This window comes from Pantoea sp. DY-5 (assembly GCF_019795955.1).
GTDB lineage: Bacteria > Pseudomonadota > Gammaproteobacteria > Enterobacterales > Enterobacteriaceae > Pantoea > Pantoea leporis.
Map to the genome: position 1 here is coordinate 105,556 of NZ_JAIMIE010000010.1, position 25,733 is coordinate 131,288.

The following is a 25,733-nucleotide window of genomic DNA, read 5'->3' on the forward strand; positions in this document are numbered from 1 at the left end:
CTCAGCAGGGGGCGCTAAACCCCGAGCCCCGCGTCTTCACTGGCCAGATTTTTGCTCTTATCTTTTTTATCAAAGGGTGATGTGCCTTTCAGGCGATACTCGCCCAGCTGGCGATGGCGATAAATCAAAGGATTGTGTGAGGCAAGCGTACGAACATTGCGCCAGTGGCGATCCAGATGGCGGCGTTGATCGATGGCAGAAGCACCGCCCACCTCGAAGATCTCATTCGTGACGCGTAGGGCAACATCAAACACCACCGTTTGCGCGCGATAGGTATCAAGACCCGCATCTCTTTCCAGTTGATCAATCTCCTGCTGCGTCAGTGACGTGTCACCACGATGTTGCGCATAGCGGGCGTCTGCCAGCTCATCAAGTTGACCGGCAACCTGGAGCACCAGCGCCTTAAGAGAATATGCGGCGGCATCGGCACGGCCGATGACAGACTGCACGAGGGGGTCGTCGGCAGGGACCTGTGCGCTTGCCTGGTTATAAGTGCGGTGGCGTGTGGCCACAAATTCACTGATTTCATCCGTTGCACGACGCACAATGCCCGCAGTCGTCGCGAGGTGAGATAACTGCACATGCGCATAGTGACCTCCCGTACCGCGAGCGGGGGGCATAATATTTTCTTTATCGACCAGGGTATTCGTAAAGATCGCGGTACCGCTGCCGCTGGACTTTTGACCAAATCCCACCCAGTCATCGATGACTTCTACGCCCGGTGCATTAACAGGCACCAGCACGGTAACAACTTCATCCTGATCGTTAGTGGCGGTAACGGAGAGGTAGTCTGCATAAATGGAACCGGTAGAGTAATATTTTCCGCCGTTCACATAGAACTTACCGTCTGACTCCGTGACACGCGTGGAGGGTTTACCATGCTGACCGGTACGCTCAGCACTTCCCGCTGCAATCACGACGCCAGAGGCAATTTTCTTCAACCAGCCACTGCTCCAAGGGGTATCACGCTGTTTTAGATGCCCTTCAATAAAGCGGAACTGTACGCGTAGTGCGTGAGACAGGTTAGAATCAGCGGCGGCCAGCTCGATTAATAGCAAATGAAGCTGACGTAAGCTGGCACCCAATCCACCGTATTCACGAGGCACGCGTACGGCGGTAAAACCGGATTCACGAAGCCATTTCACTTCTTCAAGAGGACGACGTCCATCTATTTCACGTTGTATGGCATTTTCTGCGATGCGTTTAAATACGGGGCGAAATACATCCAGAAGTTCTTTATCGGTCGGAGGATTTGAACGCGCCGAAAGAGATAATGCACACATGTTACACTCCAGATAGTTGTGGTCTGCTATCAAACGCTCTTAATATCCCTGATATTCAACAAGGCGAATAATTCAGAAAGGGTGAGTCATTATTAGCAACATTGAGTTTGTCAAAAATAAATTATCCCTTTCTGAAGGTGAATGAAATGGCTTCCAGTTGATGCAATGTCAATGCGGGTTTCTGTGAAGGAAATAAGGACGTTCGGGTTATAATGAGCAGGATAAAAAGGGAAATTACCGTCAAAAAAAGCATCGCCCCCCTGATTTTAGCAGTATTCTCCGTTCGCATATTCATTTTCTGACAAAGCTTTTCTGTAAATCAGCTAATGATAATGCTTATGCAAAAAAGTCGTTTATCTCTGTTGCGCGCCGTTTTTAGCCTGTGCGGGCTATGCATTATAAAACTCACAGGAAGGATCATGACTAATAAAATATTAAAACGAAAACCGCTGGCATTACTTTTAGCGGGAATCACGGCTTCACTCTTCTCGTCATGGGTGCAGAGTGCCACACCTCCGGATACATTAGTGGTAGCGAAAAATATAGAAGACGTCATCACCCTTGACCCTGCTGAGGCCTATGAAAATAGCACCAGCGAAATTCTTAATAATGCTTATTCACGTCTGGTACGACGCGATCCGAAAAATCCTGCCACCATTGAAGGTGACGTTGCGTCCACCTGGAAAGTCTCCGATGATGGGAAAACCTTTACGTTCACTATTCGGCCTAATGAGCATTTTCCTTCTGGCCGCGCCATTACTGCAGATGATGCCGTATATTCGCTGCGCCGCGTGATTTTACTCAATAAAACACCTTCCTTCCTGTTGAAAACCTTTGGTTGGGACAGTAAAAACATCCTGCAGAACGTCTATTCTGACGGGAATAATGTGGTCGTGCATATCGCAGACAGTATTGCTTCCGATCTGGTATTACAAATTCTTGCTTCGGCACCGGGATCGGTTTTGGATGCAAAATTGCTGGAGGAACATACCAAGAACAATGACTATGGCAATGGCTGGTTGCGCACCGCATGGGCGGGCAGTGGCCCCTTTAGTATTCAAACCTGGCAACCTAAACAAGCTATTGTGCTTGAACGCAATCCCACCTATTTTGGTGATAAAGCCCATCTGGCGCGCATTATATTCCGACACGTCGCCGACAGCAGCACGCAGGCGCTGCTGCTGGAAAAAGGTGATGTTGACGTGGCGAATAATCTGCAGCCCGACCAGTTAACAAAATTGCTGCAAAATAAGCATTTCACTACCGTTGACACGTTGCGGTTCACCCAAATTTATATGCCTTTGAACCAGACAGATGTACCTTTGCAAAATGTAAAAGTGCGCGAGGCATTAAAATGGCTCATTGATTATCAGGGCATTGAGAAAAATCTACTTCAGGGGCAATGGGTCGAGCATCAGTCTTTCATCAGTATTGGCCAACCGGGCGCCCTGACTGAAAATCCTTTCCATCTGGATGTTGCTCGGGCGAGAAAATTGCTGGACGAAGCCGGGTATAAAAATGGCTTTGATTTGCGTATGGACGTTGAGAATGCAGCTCCTTATCCAGATATCGCGCAATCGATTCAGTCCACGTTTGCACAAGCGGGAATACGGCTTAAGCTGGTCACTTCAGACCGCCGTCAGATCGTTACCGAATACCGTGAACGTAAACATCAGACTATTTTGTGGCATGCATCGGGCTCCTATAACGATCCTAACGTATCCGCATCAGATTTTGCCTATAACGTTGATAACAGCGCCAACTCCACGAATCGTAATCGTGCCTGGCGTAGCAACTGGATTAATAACAATATCAACCAGCTTACGGATAAGGCCTTACATGAACGCGATAAAGCCAAACGTATTGCGGAATATCAGCAGTTACAACGCGAGATGTGGAAGGTTGCCCCGTTCATACATTTATTCCAACAGAAAGAGCGCCTGGCAATTAATACGAAAGTCAAAAATCTGATTACCGGTCCTAGCGACTCAACGCTGTACGATGAAGCGATTAAACAATAGATAAAATCCCCGGAGTTTCCTCCGGGGATTTTATCTAATTCACGCGGCTAAAGTGGCCTTTGTTCAAGTGCATTTCTTCATCACACAAAAACTCGATTACGGCTGGATTATGGCTCACCAGCAGATAGCTAATATGATGGCTTTGTTTAATATCTTTCAGCAGATTGAGTATTTCAGCTTGTACTGAAACATCTAACGCGGAAGTCGGCTCATCAAGAACAACCAGTTTGGGTTTTAAAATTAACGCGCGAGCAATTGAGACACGTTGTCTCTGGCCCCCAGAAAGCTGATGCGGATAACGGTGCAAAAAACTGTGATTCAGACCGACTTCCTGCAGGGTCGAGATGATATCTGCGTCATCATGCTTGATGTCATTGATCACCAAAGGTTCAGCCAGAATTTTTCGAATAGTGTGCCGTGGATGCAGTGCGCCAAAGGGATCCTGAAACACCATCTGAACACGCTGTGAAAACGCACTGAGTTTTTGCCCTGGCTTACGCGCCGTACCCTCAATCTCGATGGTGCCACTGTCAGGTGTGAGCAGCCCCATGACAATTTTCAGCAGTGTTGATTTACCAGAACCCGATTCACCACTGATGCCCAGGCTTTTTCCCTGAGGAAGGGCAAAATTAATATCCTGCAAAATTGTTTTGTCGCCATAGCGCAATGAGACATTTTCAATCGACAGCACGTTATGACTCGTCATGCAAAGGTTCCTTCTCTTAAGGTCGGCAATCGATCCGGCATCTGGCCTGCTCGGGGAATGCATTTCAGGAGTCCTTGCGTGTAAGGGTGCTGAGCTTCATCTATGCGTTTTGCCGCCAGCGTTTCCACGATGTTGCCGCGGTACATCACAATGATTTGGTCACAGAACTGGGTAGCAAGATCGAGATCGTGAGTAATAAAAATCATGCCCATATCATGCTGTTTAAATTGCTGGTCGAGCTCCTCAATCACGCGCAAAGCGGTTGAGCCATCCAAGGATGAAGTGGGCTCATCGGCAATTAACAGCTTGGGTGATGCAGCCATCATCATCGCAATCATTACACGTTGCCCCATCCCCCCGGAGATATGATGCGGCCAGGATTTAAAAATTTTCTCCGGGTCTTTAATATGCAGTTTTTCCAGTGATTCCAGGGCTTTCTGCCTGGCGAGTTGACGTGGAGTACCAAAATGATAACGATAAACCTCCGCGATCTGTTCGCCTATCTGCATGACCGGATTCAGTGAATAGTGCGGATCCTGCATAATCATCGCAATCTGTCTTCCGCGCATCGCCTGACGCGCACGGCGGCTTAAGGCCGTCACATTCTGATCGGCAAACAGGAACTTCTGTGAGGTGACCTGTGCCTGATCAGGCAAAATACCTGCAATCGCACGAGCGAGCTGCGTTTTCCCCGATCCTGATTCCCCTACAATAGCGATCTTTTGCTGGTAGTTAAGTGTCAGACTGACCTCATTGACTACGCGTCGATTCTGATAAGCAATCGACAGTTTTTCCAGTTCAAGCAGTGGGCTGGTCATGTTGTGACAGCTCCTTTTTCGGGTCGAAGGTATCGCGCAGGCCATCGCCTAAAAGGGTGAATGCAGCGCTCATCAACAGGATCGAAAGACCGGGAAACAGCGATATCCACCACGCGGTAGAAATGTATTGACGGCCTTCCGAAATCATCGCGCCCCATTCAGGTGTGGGCGGTTGAATCCCCAATCCAAGAAACCCCAGACCGGCAGCAATAATAATGATTCCCGACAGATCGAGTGCCAGGCGAATAAAAGCAGAAGAGGCGCAGAGTGGCAGAATGTAATGCACAATAATACGCATGTCAGAAGCGCCAGAGAGACGTGCGGCTTTGATGAAGTCCATTTCCATGATGGTTAACACCTCGGCACGCGCCTGGCGAGCATAGGGCGGCCAGGCACTAATGACGATCGCAAACACGGCATTAAACAGGCCTGCTCCTAACACCGCGGACAGTGCCAACGCTAACACCAGTCGTGGGAACGCAAAAAAAATGTCCGTAATGCGCATAAACAGGGTATCAATCACGCCGCCGTAATAACCCGCCAGTATCCCAACCAATAATCCCACCGGCGCAATCGCCAGTGCGGAAAACAAAACGATGATCAGCGTGGCGCGTCCGCCGTATAACACCCGGCTAAGCATGTCGCGTCCGAGCTGGTCTGTTCCGAACCAGTGTTCAGCGGAAGGCGGTTCAACGCGGTGGCTCAAGGATTGCAGTATCGGATTGGCATGACTGATCCAGCCTGCACAGGCCACGGCTAAAACGGTCACCAGTAAAATCAACGTACCGGAGAGTAACAGGCTATTGCTCGTCAAAATCTTGTACGCGTTTTTCACTTGCTGGCGAACGCTAATCAGCCTTGGCAGAGCGGGATCGCTTATGGCCACAGGCTCAGTACGATCAATGTCAGATTCATAGGTCATTTTTTAGCTATCCTGGCGTCGAGGAGTGGATAGAGCGCATCTACCAGTTTGTTCACGACTAAATAAAAGATGCCAATAAAGGTCACCGCTCCCATGACGGCAGGGAGGTCGGCGCTGAAAATGGATTGTGTGATATAGAGGCCCAGGCCTGGCCAGGTAAAAATGGTTTCCGTTAAGACGGCTCCTTCGATCAGGTGTACGTAGCACAGTGCAGTCGACGTCACTAAAGGCACGGCAATATTGGGCAGACAATGACGCAGAATAACCACGTGCTCTGGCATACCCTTCATGCGAGCGGTAGTGACATATTCCGAGGTGAGGGCCTCAATCATGTAACCCCGCGTCAGACGGCAAAGATAGGCAGCACTTGCCAGCCCCAATACCAGTGAAGGCAAAATGAGGTGCGCAACAGCATCTTTAAAGGCGGAGATATCGCCTTCACTCAGGGTGTCATAGAGCAGAAAACCTGTTTTCAAAGGAATGCTGTATTGATAGGCAATATCTATGCGACCCGGACCGGGTGCCCATCCCAGCTCTACGTAAAAAATGAGCAGGAAGATGAGACCCAGCCAGAATCCTGGCACCGCGTGCGAGAAAATGCTTAATACCCGGATCAACCGGTCCGGGATTTTATTACGGTAGACTGCGGCCAGAATGCCGGAAGGTATACCTAACACAAGGCCAATCAGCATGGCCGTTGTGCCGAGCTCAACCGTAGCAGGAACCGCGAGCAGAACGTCGTGCAAGACCGGTTTACCGGTAGTGATGGACGTGCCCAGATCGCCATGCACCACTTTTTCCAGGTAGTGGAAAAATTGTGTCGGAATGGGATCATTTAACCCCAGTTTTGCTTTCTCCTGAGCGTAAACATCGGCGCTGGCATGCTCACCCACAATCGCTAATACCGGGTCGATGGGTAATAGTTTTCCGATCAGGAAGGTGAAGCACAGCAGTCCGACTACTGTGCTCAGGAAGATTGCCACATTGTTGCCAAGTCGTTTAATTACAGGCATCAGCTTACTCGTCTCACTTAGCGTTTAACCACGTAGTTGTAAATCGTGGCATCGTAATTAGGGCCAGTGATCAGGTTATGTACATGGGTATTAGTCGCTAACCGCTCTTTTTGCTGGAAGAGGAAGATATACGGTGACTCTTTCCACATTTCACGCTGCAGTTGTTGATAATCCGCAATACGTTTTGTTTCGTCCTTTTCGTGCAGGGCAGTGTCAGTCAACTTGTTAATATCGGGGTTAATCCAACTGCTGCGCCAGGCGCGGTTACGATTGGTCGAGGCCTCACTGTTGTCGATGTTATAGGCGTAATCTGCCGCAGAGGCATTAGGGTCGTTATAATCCACTGACGCATGCCACAGAATAGTCTGATGTTTACGTTCACGGTATTCAGTGACGACCTGACGGCGATCAGAGGTGACTAGCTGCAATTTAATGCCTGCCTGGGCAAACGTGGACTGAATCGACTGCGCTATATCCGGATAAGGCGAGGCATTTTCCACGTCCATTTTGAGTGCAAAGCCATTTTTATAGCCCGCTTCATCAAGCAGGGCTTTCGCTTTGCTGACGTCTAAATGATACGGGTTCTCTGTGATGACGCCACGTTGCCCAATACCATAAAAGGACTGATGGACGACCCATTGGCCTTTCAGCAGATTTTTTTCAATTCCCTGATAGTCAATGAGCCACTTCAATGCCTCACGGACTTTCTCATTTTTTAATGCATCCACTTTCTGATTCAGAGGCATATAAATTTGGGTCAGTTTAAGTGTGTCAACGGTAGTAAAGTTCTTATCTTTCGTTAAATCACTTAACTGATCGGGCTGGAGATTGTAGGCTAAATCAACATCCCCTTTCTTTAATAAGAGAGCCTGGGTACTGCTGTCAGGTACATGGCGGAAAATAACACGCTCAATTTTAGCTTTATCGCCATAATAATGATTATTTTTTTCCAGTACGATAGCCTGTTTGGGTTGCCAGGTTTGAATACTGAAAGGACCACTGCCGGCCCAGGCCGTGCGCAGCCAACCGTTACCAAAATCATTATCTTTGGTATGTTGTTCTAACAGTTTTTCATCAACGATGGACGTGACGGATGTAGCCAGAATCTGCAGCACCAGTTGTTGAGCTATCGCATCCTGGATGTGTAATACCACTTTTCCGTCAACCGCTTCGACATTCTTCTGGATATTATCTTTATTCCACCCGAAATTACGCAGCAGGAAAGCGGGTGTTTTGTTTAACAGAATGACACGCTGTAAAGAGTAAACCACATCGTCAGCACTAATTTTACGTCCTGAGGGGAATTCCTCATTCGGATTAAGTGTAAAGGTGTAAGTTTTACCATCATCGGAAACCGCCCAGCTTTGTGCCACATCACCAACGATTTTAGTGGCATCCGTTTTGTCGCGATGAACTAAACGAGAATAGCTGTTATTAATGATTTCACCTGTGGTGTTTTCATAGGCTTCGGCAGGATCAAGAGTGATAACGTCCTCAAGATTTTTTGCAACGACTAATGCATTTTCTGGTGTAGCAGCATGAGCTAAACCGGCCATAGCGCCGAAACTCATAACCAAAAGAGCTAAAGCTTGTTTTTTTTTAGTCAAAAAAGTCATTTTGTAATTCCTGCGATGTAATGAACTCCCGACACGTTATTGGGGTTGTACGATGTGGCTAAAGTATTTTTAAGCATTTACTAATGCATATGATGTATTCAGCATAAGCTAATGCGAAAAATGCAGTAAGATGGCGTTTTTAATAACTTTTCCTCTTCGTTTTATATAAAAGATAATAAAAAAGCATTTTTTTCAGAAAGTTTTCTTTTTTCGCTCAGCACTTTCTGAAAGGGAAAGGCGGCTTGATTATCTCTCCAGTGGATTGAAGTTTGGGTTCCACCAAAATGCGGGAAACAAACAGGAGGATATGATGACTATATTAGTGACAGGTGTGACGGCAGGAATTGGATTGGCAATAGCACGACGTTTCATCGCCGCAGGACATAATGTTATTGGCACAGGTCGCCGCCAGGCGCGTTTAGATGAAATTCGCGCTGAATTAGGTGAGCGTTTCTACCCCATTCAGCATGATGTTGCTGATCGATCATCTTATCCTGATATTCTCAATGCGATTCCTGAAGCATTCTCATCGATCAGTGTATTGGTCAACAATGCTGGTCTGGCATTAGGCATTGAAAAAGCGCAGCAGGCCAACGCTGAAGACTGGGTCAGTATGATTGATACCAATATCACCGGGTTGAGTCTGCTCACGCACACGTTTTTGCCGGGTATGGTCGAACGTAACCGTGGACATATCATCAACATTGGTTCAGTAGCCGGAAAATATCCTTACCCAGGCGGCAATGTCTATGGTGCCTCAAAAGCTTTTGTTAAACAGTTCAGCCAGAATTTGCGTGCTGACTTAATTGGCACCGATGTCCGAGTGACCAATGTTGAACCCGGTTTAATTGGCGGCACTGAATTTACCACCATACGTTTAAAAGGTGATGAGCAAGAAGCTAAAAAACGCTATGAAAATGTTAAGGCACTGAGTGCTGAGGACATTGCAGAAACGGTCTACTGGATCGCCACGCTTCCCGAGCATATTAACGTTAATGCCATAGAGATTATGCCTGTCAGACAGTCCTTTTCTGCGCTGAATATTTACAGAAAACAAGCATAAGGATGGCATAAACATGTTACCCCATCGTCAATCTCATTCCCAAACGGCTAACCGCAATGTAATCAGAGATGATAAACATGCCGTGGCCGTGGCAACTGCGCTGTCGGAACAGTACGCCCTGGAAGCTAGCCAACGTGATGAGCAACGCATTCCACCTGACGTAGAAATGTCCCTGTTTGCTAAATCTGGCTTATTGGGCTGTACATTGCCAGCTGAATACGGCGGTGCGGATATCGCGGTTTCGACGCTGGTCGATATTGTTCGTCTGATTTCTATTGCCGATCCCTCTATTGGTCAGATTCCTGTCACCCATTTTGGTGCGATTAATACGCTCAAGACGTTGGGGGCAGAGCCGCAAAAACGACGCTATTTCGAGCGTGTAATGGCGGGTGAGCGTTTTGGCAGTGCGACCTCTGAGCGTGATACCCGACATGCGCGGGATATAAAAACGACCCTCCAGGCGAAGGGGGATTCTTATCTGCTGAATGGCACAAAATACTATTGTACCGGTGCGCAATTTTCGGACTGGCTACAGGTTTTGGCTCTGGACGAAGAGGGGCATCTGGCCCGGGTATTTGTGCAAACCCATAGTGAAGGAGTTACGTTGCACAATGACTGGACTGGTTTTGGCCAACGCATTACCGGGAGTGGTAGTGTCTCCTTTGATCAGGTTGTCCTTGAGGCGTCGCAAATCCTTCCAGCACATACGCTCTATGATGATCAGCTGTCATTGCAGGGCGCCTTTGTCCAGATTTTACATGCTGCTATTGATGCAGGCATTGCAGAAGCTGCCCTCAAAGATACGCAATCTTTCATTAAATCACGCTCCCGTCCATGGATAGACAGTGGCAAAGAAACTGCGGGTGAAGATCCCTACATCGTTTCTGCTATCGGACTGCTTTCTGTCAGATATAAAGCTGCACGTGCTTTATTAAGCCGGGCAGCAGAAAAGCTGGATGCGCTCACCACCCAACGCGTCACGTCAAAAATGGCGGCCGACATATCCGTTGCTGTGGCCGAAGCACGAATTTTGACCACGCAAATCGCATTGGATGCGTCACAAAAATTGTTTGAACTGGCTGGCACTAGCTCTGCTTTAGGCCATCTGGGCTTTGACAGGCACTGGCGTAATGCACGTACCCATACGCTGCACGATCCTATTCGCTGGAAATACAAAATCGTTGGCAATTATTGGCTGAATAATGAATACCCGCAGCGCCACTCTTTTATCTAACTGGAGCCAGAGATGATTGACCTTTCACGTAATAAGATGCCATCTCAGATGCTACCTGCCTATGTTATTCGTTCTGAGCAGGATGCGTTGGCAGTGATCCAAGAGGTGGTCGGGCAGATTGCCGCCTCATCATCTGAACGCGATGTGACACGCACGCTGCCGGCCAGTGAACTTAACATCCTTTCTCAGAGTGGAATCCTGGGCATCACGGTACCTAAAGCATTTGGTGGTGCAGATGTCAGCACACGCACGCTGGTAGAGATTGTAATGACGCTCAGTGAAGCAGACCCCTCTATCGCACAAATTCCGCAGACGCATTTCTATTCAGTTGAATGTTTTAGGCTATTAGGTAATCAGCAGCAGCAGCAGACGTTTTTCGCTAAAGTGCTAAGAGGAGAGCGGTTTGGTAATGCGGTGGCTGAAACTCAGGGTAAAACCGCCTCTGCCGCACACCGAAATACGCTGTTAACGCATACGGCTGCGGGATATCGCATCAATGGCGCTAAGGCGTATTGTACCGGAGCTTTACTGTGTGATTGGCTGGCCATCTTCGTCAAAGATGAGGAGGGCTTTCAGCATATGGCTTATGTGCCTAAAGATAGCCCCGGATTAACACTGCATGACGACTGGACCGCCATGGGGCAACGCACCACTGCCAGCGGAAGCGCGACGCTGGACAATGTGCCGGTGGTCAGCACAAATATCCTTCCTTTTCAGTCGCTCTTCGATTCGCCCACGAGACTAGGGCCCTATTCTCAGATCTACCATGCCGCTATCCAGATAGGTATTGCGCGTGCTGCCTTGAAAGATTGTCGTCACTTTGTGCTCACGCGTTCACGTCCCTGGATCGACAGTGATGTCGACAGCGCCGCCAAAGACACGTTATTGCTGGCAGATTATGGTGCGCTTATGACGGAGTTACATGCAGTAGAGACAATGATCATGAATGCGGCAGAAAAGGTTAATGACATCAAACAGCACCCTGCACCTCAGGCTCTGGCCGAAGCGTCAATTGCCGTTGCGGAAGTGAAAACGCTTTCAACAGAATTGTGTTTGAATGCCAGTACCAAGCTTATAGAACATGCAGGTGCACAGGCAGCACTTGCCCAATATAATCTTGATCGTCACTGGCGGAATGCCCGTACGCATACTTTGCATGATCCGGTTCGCTGGAAGTATGCAGCCATTGGCAATTACTATCTGAACGGGATTTTGCCGCCACGTCGTGGTTACATTTGATTGGATACAGATAACAGCGGGCAAGCTGAGCGCTATTTATGCAGGGTCAGCTTTTGCAATATTCAAATCATAATGGTTGCATTATTTATCGTTTTATCCTTATTTCATGAATTTTTGTCAGGAGCGTCAAGCTTGGTCAATGTCAGTAGCCTGGATCTTATCACACTGAGAATTTTTGTACTGGCCGCATATACGCGTAGCCTCACTCAGACATCTGAACATGTCTTTATGACGCTTTCTGCCGTGAGTAAACGAATTAATGAGCTGGAAAAGCTGATTGGTCAGCGTCTGTTCGAGCGGCGTCCACAGGGATTGCAGCTTACAGCTGCCGGCGAATCGATTTTGATACAAGCAAAATCCGTAGTTGCCAGCGTAGATGTTCTGACTCAGCAAATTAACACCTATGTTATTGGTATTAAAGAAAATATCCGCATCTGGGCAAACACATCTTCAATAATCCAATTTCTGCCTAAAGATCTTTTTGCGTTCCAGAGTCTTCATCCAGATGTGAACATACTTCTGGAGGAGCGGTTAAGCGTGGAGATTATTAAAGCCCTTAATCATGGCGAAATTGATGTGGGTATTTTTTCTGGCAATATTGATGCACGCGGACTGGAAAAAAAAACCTACCATATCGATCAGTTAGTTATTGTGGCGCCACCGTCGTTCATGCCTGATTTAGGTAATGAATGTCAGTTCTCTCAGATTGTTGATCACTGTTTTGTCGGACTGAATAATGGAAGTGCAATTCTTAATATAATTAAAGATGCTGCGATTTCTCAAGGTAAAAGCTTGAATATCCCTTTCCATGCGGCTTCATTCGATGCCGCATTAAGCCTTATTGAAGCAGGCTTAGGAATTTCTGTTCTGCCACGCTCTGCGGTGATAAAAATCGCTAAGGAGAAGGCGTTGCGCATCATTAAATTGCAAGACAATTGGTCTTTTCGGCAGCTATGGATTGCCTGGAAAAATGGTAATGCATTAAATACCGGAGCATCAGCACTAATTAAACATCTCACGTTGAGCCGTTAAATATTTATCTATCCGGATAAAATTCATAGATCGCCTTTTACCCTGATTCAAAATTATACTCAATTAATAATTGATCGTTGTTTATAATAAAAGTAAAAGATAAGGGTTCATAATTATTTTCTATATGAAGTAAGTCTAATCTAAGCTCAAAATGGTCATGGTTCGGATGGACAGACAGTTATCATTCTCCAACAATTGAATGTGTATGACAGAACAGATTATGGTATCCTAAAGCCATTACTAATTTTTAGACTAACTTGTTGATACTGTAGAGTGAATTTCTCTGAGGCTCTGCAATGCAAGGCTACTCGTGCTGCATAAGTTTTTCTTGTATTCACACACCCGATGATTCGAGAAAAGAAAGTTTATAATTCCAATGTTATATCATGGTAAAAAAGACTGATAAACAGTTTAAAACCTGATCTTGGGCAGTTGTTCTTAAAGAGGAAAATAATGAACTCACTAAATGGTTTAAAAATTGTGATTACTGCAGGACCTACTGTGGAAAGAATCGATCCGGTCAGGTATATCACTAATGATAGCTCGGGGAAAATGGGGTATGCGCTGGCAGAGGCAGCGCAAAAAGCAGGGGGTAGGGTTTTATTGATTTCCGGACCGGTTTCACTGCCAACACCTGAGGGAGTTATAAGAATTGACGTATTAAGTGCCGATGACATGCTTGCAGCCTGCCAAGCCAATATGCCATGCGATATTTTTATAAGTGCAGCGGCAGTAGCTGATTTTAAAGTGTTATCGCCAAGCACTTTTAAAATCAAGAAAAAATATGATAACGATAATAATATAGTATTACATTTATCAAAAAACCCAGACATTATCAAAACAATATCTGAATCAAAAAAAACCAATTTCACAGTTGGGTTTGCAGCCGAGACGCATGATATTAAAGAAAACGCAAAAAGCAAAATAATACGAAAAAAAATCAACCTTATCCTTGCCAATGACGTTTCAGACGAAAGCATTGGCTTTAATAACGACGAAAATGAGCTTCTAGCTATTGATGATCAATTCAATGAATATCCTTTCCCCCGGGCAACAAAATCAAAGCTTGCAGCCGAGGTTATTGACCTCATTATTAAACTTCACTAATTTATAAAGAATTGCATCTAAATGAGAAATTTTATTTTTTTCATTCAACAGTTCATTAAGAGTTTTTTATCACCTTAGAGGTCACGTTTTGCTTCGTTGTGGGGCTAAGGCAAACAACCGGTTCCTCAGCGGTGATATCAAGCTAATAAATGTTATAGGGTGCGGACGTGGGAATTTATGAGATATCCATTTCCGCGGCCACCAAATTCACCACAAAAGAAATTTGCGAAGCTACATAGCCCTGTATGTGTTCAAAACCTACGCTGCGGCAGGAATATAGGATGTCATAACACAATGTGAGGCCTGCTGCTACCGGCAAAAGTACAAATGCTTCTTCACCTAATGACTTTAACTCAACAGAGGTGCGTTGCGCTAAAGAATGCGCGGAGGGTACAATCACTTTTATTTTCTCATCTGGCATCCGGTAGAAATCAATTTATTTGGATGTTGTTATACATGGCTTTATATACGGCATCAAGATGGCCTCCTTTAAGCTCATCAAGCAGGTCTGAAGGGTTAATCTTTGGATGATGTATCCATATTTTAAGAGAGGCACGTCGAAATACCCTTAAGTGAGGAATCACCATTGGCAAGAATGCAGCTGCGCTCTTCAATCACAACCTCAACTTATCTATCATGCCGCTGGCAACCTCCTGATCTGCTTATTAGGCGTGGTGAGCACTTGCATTGGTTTGATCAGCCTCATGTAAAAAAGGCCTTTCCTGCAGAGGTGAGTGCTGCACCATGAAATAAACCTATAAATAAAGGGAGGGTCCTATCTGTCACCTCCCTTGAGAACTGGCTACCACTCAGCGAGTGGCACCAGAAGGTCAAAGCAGATTCCCTATCACCCTCAGGCTGATTAAACACCCGGGGAGTATGCTTTTCAGAAGCACCCATTTGTCATATTCTTTCCTGTACAGGCGATGTCACTACCCAGAATATGATTAATTTTTTGAGCATAACATATAAATAAAGTATTATTATTTTTTTGTGACACTTGCGGATATAATCATTCCTGCCGTTGAAAATACCGCCGTCAAATATACAATCGCGGACCACCCGCCGTGTTGCCAGAACCATCCGCCCGCCGAACCTGTCACACTCGATCCCATATAATAAAAAAGAAGATACAGCGACGATGCATGCCCTTTTAAAGTTCCGGAAAGTGGCCCCACTGCACCACTCGCAACCGAGTGCGAAATAAAGAAACCCGTTGTAACCATAATTATGCCTGCAACAATCCCCGCTAATGAAGACGAAAGTGTGCAGAGGGAGCCTGCTAACATCAGAAAAAAACCAGCAATCAATAATGGCTTCTTGCCCAGTTTATCTGCAAGAGTACCTGCAACAGAGGATGAAACGATGCCAAAAGCAAATGCACAAAAAACTGAGCTTATTTGAGTTTGATTGAAGTTAAAGGGAACCTCTGACAAGCGAAAGGTCGCATAATTAAACAACGTGACAAATATGCTGGTAAGAAAAAATCCGATAACGTAGAGTCTAATCAGGCCCGGATTACTTAAATGTTGCCCCCAGGCTTTAAGATGAAAACGGACATTAAAACCAGGATTTTTCACAAAGTTTTTTGAAAAGGGTAGCAACACGTAGAACCCAACCGCAGAGACTAAGCAAAGTAATCCCTGGATTTCCATCGCACCGCGCCATGATGTCAGCTCAGTCAGCAACCCCATACCAACACGCCCCATCATGGCGCCGAAGGCTGTACCTCCGACGTATAAGCCCATGGTTTTACCAAGATGCGTCGGTTCAATTTCTTCAGCCAGCCAAGCCATAGCAACAGCGGGGACCCCGCCAAGCACAACCCCCTCAATTGCACGCGCAATTAATAACTGATGCCATTCCGGCACAATCGCAGCTACGATGTTACACACTGAGGCCAGCATCATTGAAGTAAACATCAGCCCTTTCCGGCCCAGTGCCTGAGAGAACGCGCCTGAAAGTAATATGGAGACAGCCAAGAGACCTGTGGTAAAAGACAGTGCCAGAGAGCTTTGGGCCGGAGATATGGAAAATGCACCTGAAAATGCCGGCAATAAAGGTTGAACGCAGTAGATTAGCGAAAAACTCGCAAACCCCAGCAAGAAGAGGGAGATGCCAGCACGAAGATATTCTTTTGTGCCACGCTTTATGGCTACTGATTGCATATCTTCTCTGCGTCCTGGTCGATTTACAGTAATAGAACGTTCAGAAGTTACGATACTTTTACCCATGTAAGTTTCCATTTTTAAAAATTCGCTAAAACTTACGGCAACAGCTAATATCTGTCCAATATATGAATGTCATTCTTGTGATATATAAATAGTATGGAGCTCAGGCATATACGCTATTTTCTTATGGTGGCTGAAGAAAGAAACTTTACGCGCGCAGCTGCCCGGTTAGGTATTGGTCAACCACCATTAAGTATGCAAATCAGAGATCTTGAAAAAGAACTGAAGGTTTCCCTCTTTGTACGCGGCAGGCAGGGCGCTGAACTGTCCGAAGCAGGTAAGGCATTTTATACTGCCGTAAAGCCCATGGAAAAACTGGCAGAGGAGGCCATAAAATCCGCACGGCGTGCAGGCTTGGGTGAAACCGGCAGGCTTCATCTGGGATTTACCGGGACTGCGGGAGTAAATCCTGTTGTCTCCGCCACGATAAACACGTTTAAGCATCGCTTTCCGGATGTAAACCTTACCGTGACGGAAGCCAACTCTTCAGATTTGATCGCCGAACTTGAAGCTAAAAGACTAGATGTGGCTTTGTTACGTCCAGCAACACAGATTCCGCAAAACATTACGCTTTCTCATTTGCTGGAGGAGAAACTGGTGCTGGCGCTGTCGGATAATCATCCACTTGCTGGCAAAAGAGGTAAGCTTGACCTGAACTTGTTGAGATCTGAACCCTTTATTCTTACCCCACGGAACACTGGTACCAGTCTTAGAGAGGTATCGTTACAGGCCTGTCACAGTTCAGGCTTCGACCCAATCGAAGGTCAGAAGGCTCCGCATATCGTTTCAATACTGACAGTTGTGGCAGCGGCTCTGGGCGTTGCCCTCGTACCTCAGTCGATGATGCAGTTCAGGCTTGCCGGTGTCTGTTTCAAACAGCTCAGGCCACCGGTGCCAGTCATTGGTTTAGCCGCAGCCTGGAATAACCAGAATAAAAGCCGTGTTGTGGAAAACTTTTTGTCCATTGCGGTGCTTAAGTCTTGCAACAACGGGGCCCGATAATGAACGTTAAGAAAACTGGCAGCCGGCTTGACAAAAGATCCTGTGATGGTCAACGGCTTACCTGATACTTTAAGGTTGCTTGATAACCTCTATAAACATATCTACAGCAGGATTGTTTCTTGCGCTGGACCAGGCAACAGCGGTTGTGATGACTTTGATATTTTTGTCGAGAGGTAAAGTCACTATGTTTGCGGGGGACAGACGTTCCAGCTTCGAGGGAACGAGCGCGATGCCCTGGCCGCAGCTCACGAATGCTATCTGAGATGCAACAGATCGAACTTCATGAATTATCCGGGGCGAAAACCCCCGGTTATGACAAGCAGCTGTGATGCTGTCGTAAAAAACCGGGCTAACATGTCGGGCAAACATAACCCACTTTTCATTGCTTAATGCGTCAAGCGCAACGCTGTTTTTTCCGGCAAGAAAGTGGTCATGGGGAAGGGCAACAACCAGATTATCGCTGGCCAACGGCAGGGACGCGATATCATTACCAAGTGCGCCGGTAAGACGCGCAAAGGCCAGGTCAATGTCCCCGCTTTGCAGTAAGGGTATAGCCTCAGCGCTGTCTATCTCTTTAACCGAAATGGTCAGTTCTGGCACCGCTTTCTTCATTTTTTCCAGGTAGGCCGGCAGCACGTCAAGCATGGCCGTACTGATAGCCCCCACGGTAATAATGCCGGTCTGACCGGCAATCGCTTCGCGAATAGCCAGATCGAGTCGCTCAACCTGCCCGGCGAACTTTTTCACTGCAGGCAGGATTGCCTGGCCGGCGGGCGTTAACTGCACTCCTTTCCGGGACCGGTCAAACAGCTGGATTTTTAGCGAGCTTTCAAGCACCTGAATTTGCTGCGTCAGTGGTGGCTGTGTCATGCCGAGCCGTTTAGCCGCGCGGCCAAAATGCTTCTCTTCTGCCACGGCCAGAAACAGCCACATGTGTCTTAATATGCGAAAATTAATCATATTCCCTCGATATGTTTTTAATATTAAAACCATTTTCTTTAAGTATTTTACCTATCAGGATAGTTGTTCAATAGTGTGGTTAAATCAACCACCACCATGGATAACGCCATGTCATCTCATTCTCTGCTCGACAGGCTTGCCAGCCTTGATACCAATACGGTTTCCGATGCTCTCGATTTTCTGGAGCTTCCGGGGGCGACCTATGGCCTGCGCCCGCTATGGAACTGTCCAAAAATCGCTGGACGCGCCAGCACGATTCAGCTTGGCCCCAAAACCGATGCAAGACCTACCGTTCACCTCATCACGCCAGTCATCGATGCAATTACCACTGACGATCGTGTGCTGGTCATTGCCGGCGGTAAAGAGGGGATTTCCTGCTGGGGAGACATCATTGCAAATGCGGCAAAGGGTAAAAACGTACGTGGTTCAGTACTGGACGGCATGAGCCGGGACATTGAAGGCAGTGAGGAAATTGGCTATCCGGTTTATGGCCGCGGCATCACTATGATCAGCGCCCGTAATCGCGTCATACAGCTTGATTCCGGCAATCCGGTCACCATGGCGGGTGTTACGGTAAAAGAAAATGACTATGTGATCGCTGACCGCTGCGGAACGGTCTTTATTCCCGCTGAATTCATTGAAGAAGTCATTAAGCAGGCTGAAAAAATCGCGCATCGTCAGAACGGCATGGTAGCCGCCGTTCGCGCAGGCCGTTCAGTAGCGGAAGTCATGCATGACAGTCAGTTTGAAGCGATTAACCAGGGTGAAAAGGCATGAGCGAAACAGAAAAGCAGCTCCTCGAGCTGTTCAAAGGACTTAATACCGCAGGCGTTTCTGACGCGCTGGATAAACTCGGACTGAGCGGACAGTGTTTTGATGTCATGCCACTTGATAACTACAGGCAAGCTGTCGTGGGTCTTGCTTATACCGTACGGTATGAGCCAGCCAGCAATCCTCCCGGAACCGTGGGCGATTTTATCGATGATGTGCCCGCCGGATATATGGTTGTCATTGATAACAACGGACGCACAGACTGTACGGTATGGGGCGACATCATGACGCAGGTTGCCGGCAGCAAAGGTATCGCGGGCACCGTTATTGATGGCGTATGCCGTGACGTGCATAAAGCGTTAGGTGACGGATATCCGATCTTCTCTAAAGGCCGCTTCATGCGCACAGGCAAAGACCGCGTGCAGGTCAATGCCATTAATCAGCCCGTATCGATCGGCACGGCGCGCGTGGAACCGAACGATATCGTTGTGGCGGATGCGAGCGGCGTGGTGATTGTCCCGCGCGACAGGGCGGAAGAGGTCGCAGGCGTAGCGCATGAAATTGAAAAAATAGAATCAGCTATCCGTCATGCACTTGTTGAAGATAAATCGCTGCGCCAGGCGCGTGAAGAGCTGGGGTACCACCTGCTGCAGAGGAAAGCATAATGTCACTTTATACAGAAGAACAGGCTCAACGCGCGCTGCAGCTTGGTAGCTCAACGCTGTTTGAAGCCTCTGGTCTGAATTGTGCCGTAGACCCGGCAATAAAAACAGTCTGGCGTGGCATGGGTATCGCGGCGCCTGCTTATCCGCTTGCCTGTTCTCCCGGAGATAATCTGGCACTGCATCTGGCGCTGGAAAAAGTGCCAGAGGGGAGCGTGCTGGTTGTGACAACGGATAACTTCATCGCAGGCTACTGGGGGGAGGTGCTGACGGTCGCTGCGCAGGCGGCCGGCGTCAAAGGCCTGATTATTGATGGTGGCGTGCGTGATATTGCAGCCGTACTGAAACGCGGCTTTCCGCTTTACTCGCGCGGAGTTGCGGTACGCGGCACGATTAAAGCGAGCTACAAATCGGTTGGCGAACCTGTCAGCTTTACCGGTATTTCCGTAGAGGCCGGCGATTTGGTCGTTGCCGATGATGACGGTATTGTCGTTATCCCGGCGCAGGAGGTGACGCGCGTGCTTGAGGCTTCTGAACAAAGGGAGGTGAAAGAGCGGGCCATGATGCAGAAACTGGAAGCAGGCAGCACTACGGTTGATCTGATGGGCCTGGCGCACTGGAGAACTCAATGACAGCATCTCAGCAGCTTAACCGATACCTGGAGCGCGGCAAGCCGTCCGCCACCTATCGCATAATGGACAAGGTGGCAGAACTGAAGGCGCAGGGCCAAAACATCATTTCACTGAGCGCCGGGGAACCTGATTTCCCGACGCCAAAGCATATTTGTGCAGCGGCGATGATGGCTATTCAGAATGGCCATACCCGCTATACGCAGGTAGCCGGTCTCAGGGCATTACGTGAGGCCGTAGTGAATAAATTCCGGCTGGATAACGGACTTGACGTCAGCTGGCAGGAAACCCTTATCAGTAATGGCGGAAAACAGGTCATTTATAACGCACTGGCCGCTACGCTGAATGACGATGATGAAGTCATTATTCCGGCGCCTTACTGGGTGAGTTATCCGGAAATGGTTCAGCTTTGCGGCGGAACACCCGTTACGGTGGCCTGTGGGCAGGAAAGCGGCTTTAAGCTCACGCCTGACTTGCTGGATGCCGCAATAACGCCGCGTACGCGCTGGATTATTCTGAACTCGCCCTCCAATCCAACCGGTGCGGTCTACAGCAGAGACGAACTGGCGGCGCTGGGAAATGTTTTGATCAGACACCCGCAAATACTCATCCTGTCGGATGATATTTATGAGCATCTCATTTTTGATGACATCGAGTTTGCTACGATGGCGGCGGTTGTTCCTGCGCTCAGAGATCGCATTCTGACGATGAACGGCGTATCAAAAGCCTGGGCCATGACTGGCTGGCGTATCGGGTTCTGCGTAGGCCCGCGCTGGCTCATCAGCGCCATGGAGAAGCTGCAGGGGCAACAGACCTCCGGTGCCAGCTCCATTTCACAGCACGCCGCGCTGGCAGCGCTGACCGGTCCGCGTGATTTCCTGACCACTTCGCGTCAGGCTTTCTCAGCACGCCGGGATTTAATGGTCCGCATGCTCAATAGCGCACAAGGCCTGCACTGTGACATGCCGCAGGGTGCATTTTATTCCTTTGCAGACTGTAGCGCTCTAATTGGCAAAACGTCAGCGGCGGGTCAGTATCTGGCAACGGATGAAGATGTAGCAACCGCATTGCTGGAAGAAAAAGGTGTATCCGTCGTGCATGGTAGTGCATTTGGCTTGGGGCCTTATATTCGCATCGCCTACGCCATTGATAACGATTCTCTGGAAAAAGCCTGTCAGTTAATCATTGAATTCTGCGAAACGGTTAAGTAACCAAAAAGGAAGAGGCGTAAGCCTCTTCCTGTGTCGCGAACTCACCACATAAAGCGAGTCATAGTTCATCCGGAGCTACACCCGGCGCTGGAGCCCTCCTCAATTACTTTTTGATCACGCTGCTGCATTGAGCAATACCTCTCGCCAAGCATGCTGAACAAAGAGCACCTGAATATCGATACGACGTGGGTTTTGCAGATGTTTTTTAAATGGGGATCGCAGGTTTGCTATATGAATGCGGTGCTTCTTCACTGGTCATATTAGTAAGTAAGCCTTTTTAGGAAAACCAGGTACACCATATTTAGCGGATTGCCTGCACATCGTATGCTACACCGGCAGCCCTCTCAATTTTGTTTGAATATACAACACTAAGTGCTTATATAAATGTGAAAAAAATAACACATATAACTAACCAGAGAACGGAGATGAATATAATATTGTGCAAAATATCGGCTGCCGCACCCTTTTTTGCAATTTTTCGGTTTTTTCAGCCTATAAAAAGTGAAAAAAGTAACAATTTTCACGCAAATTACGACTCTTTTCTTATACGGAGACCGCCATGCGTATTGCCATACTTGCTTTAGAGGGGAGCGTACTGTCCGCTATTGCAGGCCTCACCGACCTGTTCTGGATAACCAATAAGGCGATTGCCGCCTCCCCAGAACATGCATCCAGGCTTCATCCTCAAACCTTTGAAACGCTTATCGTCAGCGCGGATGGCGCTCCGGTCTGGGATGCTGAAGGCAGACTCATTCATATTGACAGTTCCTTTAAAACGGCGGGACAGCCTGACGTACTCATTGCGCCGGGAATGTTGCTTGGGCACGACCTGCAGCCGTTGAATATGGCCAGTATCCGGCTTGCAGCGGACTGGTTCAGGAATATGCATGAGAAAGGCGTACTGGTCGCCGGAGCGGGCACTGGCAGCGTTATCCTCGGCGAAGCGGGATTGCTGAAGGGACGATCATATTCAACAACCTGGTGGGTCAGCCATATGCTACAGGAACGTTATCCTGATGCCGTCTTAGCAAAAGGTAAAAAGTTTGAGGAAGACAGGGGGGTGATCACTACGGGAGGGTGCTTTTCGTGGATTTCCCTTGCCCTGCATATCATTGAAAAAGCAGCAGGGGCGGAGGTGGCCAGCCTCACGTCAGAGATGTCGCTGAAGGATAATGATTTGCTGCGGCAGAATCTGGACACAGTCTCCAGCCCTGTAGATAAAGGTATGTCCTTTCTGGTTCGCGCACAGGAATTCATCCGGTTTAAGAATCCCTCCACAAATGCCGCACAGTTGGCTGCCGCTCTTGGTACTACGGAACGCACGCTGCAGCGCAGGCTTAAGGCGCTGTCGCAGGAGAGTCCTAAGGAGTTTATTACAAGGATACGTATTGAGATGTCGTGCCCCATGCTTACCAGCACCAGCGTCAGTGTTCATCAGGTAGCTCTCAACTGCGGTTATTCTGAAGATACGGCCTTCCGTAAAGCGTTTAAACTGGCCATGGATATGTCACCTGCACATTACCGTCAGTGGATGCGAGCCAAGAACTCTGGAGGTTTAAATTAGCACCGAATTACGAATGTCCATTATTTCCCCTGGGAACCTGCATCAAATAAAATGAATAATTAATACTAATTTCAATCAGCTTTATTGAAATAATTGTTGGTTTTTTTTTGCCGATGGATCGGCTGTTAAATCCTTTTAATTGTAACTTTTACCAGGTGAAAAAATAATGAACATTACGCAAAGGCTGACCCTGGCTTTTTTTTTACTCTCGGCTTCGCTCGTTGTGACCGGAATTATTTCAGTGCATCTGCTTTCCGGATTCCAGGATCGTTTTGAATACGTTCAGGATAATGCTATTCCTTCTATAAAGGACCTGGGGGAGCTCATTGATCGCAGCAACCGGCTTTCCCTGACGCTTTACCGGCATCAGAGTCAGACTGACAACGCGCGCATGCCGGCCGTTGAAAAGGACATTACGCAGAGGATCGCGGATATCCGCACCCTGGCGGATTATTACCTGAAAAACGATGTCTCCAGCGATGAAGACAAAAAGATGACTGAAAAGGGGCTGGTCACAATCCGGCTCGTTGAGTCAAGGCTGCCAGCCTTCCTCAGTGCGTCCCGCGCGCATCAGGACAACGTTACGCTTAGCATGCTCGAGAACGGAAGCGGCATCGGCGGTGCCATCGACGAGCTGAAAGAAGGCTATCGTCAACAGCTGGTGCTCAATATCTCGCTTTCTGAAGGGCTGCGCCGTATCAACCACGAGATTTTTAAGCGGACCCTCTGGGGGATGTCTGTCGGGGTGACGCTTGCTATCGCGCTGCTTGGCACGCTGACCGTTTTTACCCTGCTGCGTATTCGCCGGAGCCTGCAACATATCAGTGAAATCATGCTGCACGCGGGTGACCGACTGGATCTGAGCGTTAAGGCTGACGACAGCCGCAGAGATGAAGTCGGGGTCATGGCAAAGGCATTCAACCAGCTCCTGCTTCGTGTCAGTACCGCGCTGGACGCTGTAAGTACATCCTCCCATGCGGTGAGTTCGGCTTCAGCACAGATTGCGGCCGGCAATGAAGATTTATCCTCCCGTACCGAGCAGCAGGCAGCCTCGCTCGAGCAGACGGCGGCCAGCATGGCGGAGCTGAGCGAAACGGTCCGGCAGACGGCCGAAAATACGCGTCAGGCGAGCCATCTGTCCGGTAATGCCGCTGAACTTTCAGACGCCAGTGCGGCATCGCTGGGAAGTATGCTGATTACCATGGCGGAAATCAGGAGCAGTTCGAAAAAGGTCACGGAAATTGTCACGCTGATAGAGGGCATCGCGTTTCAGACCAACATCCTGGCACTGAACGCAGCCGTAGAAGCCGCGCGGGCTGGAGAACAGGGCAAGGGCTTCGCCGTTGTTGCAGGCGAGGTCCGGAGCCTTTCCCAGCGGTCTACGCAGGCCGCACGTGAGATAAAACACCTCATCGATACATCCTATAACCTGGTGGAATCCGGCGCCACTCAGGCCGAGGCGGTTGAGGGGAATATGTCGGAACTCAAGAGAGCGTTCCGTCAGGTCAACGATCTGGTCAGTGACATCGCGGCCGCGGCAGAAGAGCAAAATACCGGCATTACTCAGGTGCACCTCGCCATCAGTCAGATGGACGATGTTACCCAGCAGAATGCGGCGCTGGTAGAAGAAGCGTCCGCGGCCTCCGCCTCGCTTCAGGATCAGGCGCAGAGGCTTTCTGGTCTGGTCAGGCAGTTTTCTCTTCCCGGTACCGCAGGTGTGGAGTCAGCACTGCCAGAAAGTGTTATTCCTGTTGAACCCACTCGTCTGCACGTACCGATCCGATCATTTTACAGCAAGCCTGACAGCGCGAACTGGCAGCGTTTCTGATGGGGGCTTTATTTCATGGGGAAATCATGGATATTAATGAATTCATTAAACACGGTAAGCATCATCGCGAGCTGATGACGCAGTTTGAGCAGGTAAATATCCTGCTTCACCAGCTGACTGATGGGAATTATCAGTCTCTGGATGTTTACATGAATAACTGCAACCATCTCCGGGAACAGATTAACTCAGCCATGGGATTACTCCGCAACCGGGAATTTGAAGAGTATCTGATTCAGCATGACGCCGCACTTTATTACAACCTGCAGAGCGTCATGCTCGCCGTGCAGATGCTGAAAAATTTACTGGAAAACCTGGCCGGAACGATGAAGCGCTCAGTGCTCGAATGCGCCTGAAGTAGATGAACGACAGCCTGACTCTGGAGGTATGTATTCCGTAGTCAGTGCTGTAAAACAGTGGTTGTACGCAAACACAGAAAATGGAAAGCCTTTGATACACAGCGACAGAGGCAGTCATTATCAATGGTCAGGCTGACTTGATCGTATCAACTCGTCGGGACTTATAAGGTCCATGTCGCGCAAAGGTTGCTCATCGGATAACGCAGCATGCGAAGGTTTCTTCGGGCGGATCAATAATGAAATGTACTACGGCAGCATCTGAGGATGCTCAACATAATCAGTCCAACAAAATATCCGCATCTCCGAGGCGGACATCTGAATTTATCCGTTACAAACCAATGTTGAGGCTGGTTTTAAATGTCCGGGTTTCAGCTGAATTGAAATGTCCGTCAGGTCTTGCCAAATATCTCCTGGCTGCGGGTCTGTAAGTCAGCAAGGGCTTCGAGCAAATCATTTTCATCTAAA

At 48.3% G+C, this 25,733-nt stretch carries 23 protein-coding genes and 1 pseudogene; 15 read left to right on the top strand and 9 right to left on the bottom strand.

All coding sequences use genetic code 11. The features are described from left to right. Window positions 1-14: 14 nt before the first annotated feature. The gene (locus K5Y30_RS23735) at window positions 15-1,283 is read right to left on the bottom strand and encodes an acyl-CoA dehydrogenase family protein (RefSeq protein WP_222213755.1); all 1,269 of its coding nucleotides are present in this window, start codon (window positions 1,281-1,283) and stop codon (window positions 15-17) included. Between the two features lie 419 nt (window positions 1,284-1,702). On the opposite strand from K5Y30_RS23735, the gene K5Y30_RS23740 reads away from it, so the two are divergent. Continuing rightward, a complete protein-coding gene (locus K5Y30_RS23740) occupies window positions 1,703-3,304 on the top strand; it encodes an ABC transporter substrate-binding protein (protein ID WP_222213757.1) in 1,602 nt (533 codons plus the stop codon). 34 nt (window positions 3,305-3,338) lie between these two features. On the opposite strand, the gene K5Y30_RS23745 is transcribed toward K5Y30_RS23740, so the two are convergent. Genes K5Y30_RS23745 through K5Y30_RS23765 form a run of 5 tightly spaced genes read right to left on the bottom strand, consistent with a single transcriptional unit; the run spans window position 3,339 to window position 8,379 of the window. Beyond that, window positions 3,339-4,010, bottom strand: a complete 672-nt coding sequence (locus K5Y30_RS23745) for an ABC transporter ATP-binding protein (RefSeq protein ID WP_222213759.1) — start codon at window positions 4,008-4,010, stop codon at window positions 3,339-3,341. Beyond that, on the bottom strand, window positions 4,007-4,828 hold the full coding sequence (locus tag K5Y30_RS23750; RefSeq protein WP_222213761.1) for an ABC transporter ATP-binding protein: 822 nt from the start codon (window positions 4,826-4,828) through the stop codon (window positions 4,007-4,009). Before K5Y30_RS23750 ends, K5Y30_RS23745 begins: the two co-directional genes overlap by 4 nt. Continuing rightward, window positions 4,809-5,750 carry an ABC transporter permease gene (locus tag K5Y30_RS23755; RefSeq protein ID WP_222213763.1) on the bottom strand — a complete coding sequence of 314 codons (942 nt, stop codon included), beginning with the start codon at window positions 5,748-5,750 and terminating at the stop codon, window positions 4,809-4,811. Before K5Y30_RS23755 ends, K5Y30_RS23750 begins: the two co-directional genes overlap by 20 nt. Next, a complete protein-coding gene (locus K5Y30_RS23760; protein ID WP_222213765.1) occupies window positions 5,747-6,763 on the bottom strand; it encodes an ABC transporter permease in 1,017 nt (338 codons plus the stop codon). Before K5Y30_RS23760 ends, K5Y30_RS23755 begins: the two co-directional genes overlap by 4 nt. A 17-nt stretch (window positions 6,764-6,780) precedes the next feature. Then, window positions 6,781-8,379, bottom strand: a complete 1,599-nt coding sequence (locus tag K5Y30_RS23765; RefSeq protein ID WP_222213767.1) for an ABC transporter substrate-binding protein — start codon at window positions 8,377-8,379, stop codon at window positions 6,781-6,783. A 310-nt stretch (window positions 8,380-8,689) separates the two neighbouring features. Between K5Y30_RS23765 and K5Y30_RS23770 the strand changes: the two genes are divergently transcribed. The 5 genes from K5Y30_RS23770 (at window position 8,690) to K5Y30_RS23790 (ending at window position 14,054) form a co-directional block, all read left to right on the top strand. Then, window positions 8,690-9,442, top strand: coding sequence for an SDR family NAD(P)-dependent oxidoreductase (locus K5Y30_RS23770; RefSeq protein ID WP_222213802.1), 753 nt, complete (start codon window positions 8,690-8,692; stop codon window positions 9,440-9,442). Window positions 9,443-9,455: 13 nt separating this feature from the next. Then, a complete protein-coding gene (locus K5Y30_RS23775; RefSeq protein WP_222213769.1) occupies window positions 9,456-10,676 on the top strand; it encodes an SfnB family sulfur acquisition oxidoreductase in 1,221 nt (406 codons plus the stop codon). A 12-nt stretch (window positions 10,677-10,688) separates the two neighbouring features. After that, a complete protein-coding gene (locus tag K5Y30_RS23780) occupies window positions 10,689-11,915 on the top strand; it encodes an SfnB family sulfur acquisition oxidoreductase (RefSeq protein WP_222213771.1) in 1,227 nt (408 codons plus the stop codon). After that, complete coding sequence (locus tag K5Y30_RS23785; RefSeq protein ID WP_222185752.1) at window positions 11,916-12,947, top strand: LysR family transcriptional regulator; 1,032 nt, start codon at window positions 11,916-11,918, stop codon at window positions 12,945-12,947. It begins immediately after the preceding gene. A gap of 453 nt (window positions 12,948-13,400) precedes the next feature. Continuing rightward, entirely contained in the window at window positions 13,401-14,054 is a 654-nt protein-coding gene (locus tag K5Y30_RS23790; protein WP_222213773.1) for a phosphopantothenoylcysteine decarboxylase, read from the top strand. A 175-nt stretch (window positions 14,055-14,229) separates the two neighbouring features. Here K5Y30_RS23790 and K5Y30_RS23795 read toward each other — a convergent pair whose 3' ends face one another. Then, window positions 14,230-14,475 carry a LysR substrate-binding domain-containing protein gene (locus K5Y30_RS23795; RefSeq protein WP_222213774.1) on the bottom strand — a complete coding sequence of 82 codons (246 nt, stop codon included), beginning with the start codon at window positions 14,473-14,475 and terminating at the stop codon, window positions 14,230-14,232. Between the two features lie 562 nt (window positions 14,476-15,037). Continuing rightward, window positions 15,038-16,288: an MFS transporter gene (locus tag K5Y30_RS23800; RefSeq protein ID WP_222213775.1), complete on the bottom strand. Its 1,251-nt coding sequence runs from the start codon at window positions 16,286-16,288 to the stop codon at window positions 15,038-15,040. Window positions 16,289-16,381: 93 nt separating this feature from the next. On the opposite strand from K5Y30_RS23800, the gene K5Y30_RS23805 reads away from it, so the two are divergent. Then, the gene (locus K5Y30_RS23805) at window positions 16,382-17,287 is read left to right on the top strand and encodes a LysR family transcriptional regulator (protein ID WP_255606776.1); all 906 of its coding nucleotides are present in this window, start codon (window positions 16,382-16,384) and stop codon (window positions 17,285-17,287) included. A 69-nt stretch (window positions 17,288-17,356) separates the two neighbouring features. Here the strand turns inward: K5Y30_RS23805 and K5Y30_RS23810 are convergent, their stop codons facing one another. Further along, window positions 17,357-18,247, bottom strand: a complete 891-nt coding sequence (locus tag K5Y30_RS23810) for a LysR family transcriptional regulator (RefSeq protein WP_222213777.1) — start codon at window positions 18,245-18,247, stop codon at window positions 17,357-17,359. Between the two features lie 108 nt (window positions 18,248-18,355). On the opposite strand from K5Y30_RS23810, the gene K5Y30_RS23815 reads away from it, so the two are divergent. From K5Y30_RS23815 to K5Y30_RS23850, 8 genes and pseudogenes are all read left to right on the top strand, one after another. After that, on the top strand, window positions 18,356-19,024 hold the full coding sequence (locus K5Y30_RS23815; RefSeq protein ID WP_222213778.1) for an RraA family protein: 669 nt from the start codon (window positions 18,356-18,358) through the stop codon (window positions 19,022-19,024). Beyond that, window positions 19,021-19,683 carry an RraA family protein gene (locus K5Y30_RS23820; protein ID WP_222185745.1) on the top strand — a complete coding sequence of 221 codons (663 nt, stop codon included), beginning with the start codon at window positions 19,021-19,023 and terminating at the stop codon, window positions 19,681-19,683. The genes K5Y30_RS23815 and K5Y30_RS23820 overlap by 4 nt, the downstream gene beginning before the upstream one ends. Next, entirely contained in the window at window positions 19,683-20,312 is a 630-nt protein-coding gene (locus tag K5Y30_RS23825) for an RraA family protein (protein WP_222185744.1), read from the top strand. The genes K5Y30_RS23820 and K5Y30_RS23825 overlap by 1 nt, the downstream gene beginning before the upstream one ends. 62 nt (window positions 20,313-20,374) lie before the next feature. Continuing rightward, window positions 20,375-21,520 carry a pyridoxal phosphate-dependent aminotransferase gene (locus K5Y30_RS23830; protein ID WP_255606778.1) on the top strand — a complete coding sequence of 382 codons (1,146 nt, stop codon included), beginning with the start codon at window positions 20,375-20,377 and terminating at the stop codon, window positions 21,518-21,520. Window positions 21,521-22,079: 559 nt separating this feature from the next. Beyond that, on the top strand, window positions 22,080-23,084 hold the full coding sequence (locus K5Y30_RS23835; protein ID WP_222213779.1) for a GlxA family transcriptional regulator: 1,005 nt from the start codon (window positions 22,080-22,082) through the stop codon (window positions 23,082-23,084). 166 nt (window positions 23,085-23,250) lie between these two features. After that, window positions 23,251-24,912, top strand: coding sequence for a methyl-accepting chemotaxis protein (locus K5Y30_RS23840; RefSeq protein WP_222213780.1), 1,662 nt, complete (start codon window positions 23,251-23,253; stop codon window positions 24,910-24,912). Further along, a complete protein-coding gene (locus K5Y30_RS23845) occupies window positions 24,912-25,265 on the top strand; it encodes a hypothetical protein (protein ID WP_255602779.1) in 354 nt (117 codons plus the stop codon). Before K5Y30_RS23840 ends, K5Y30_RS23845 begins: the two co-directional genes overlap by 1 nt. A gap of 91 nt (window positions 25,266-25,356) precedes the next feature. Then, window positions 25,357-25,521: pseudogene (locus K5Y30_RS23850) on the top strand (IS3 family transposase); the annotation flags it as partial. Window positions 25,522-25,733 lie beyond the last annotated feature (212 nt).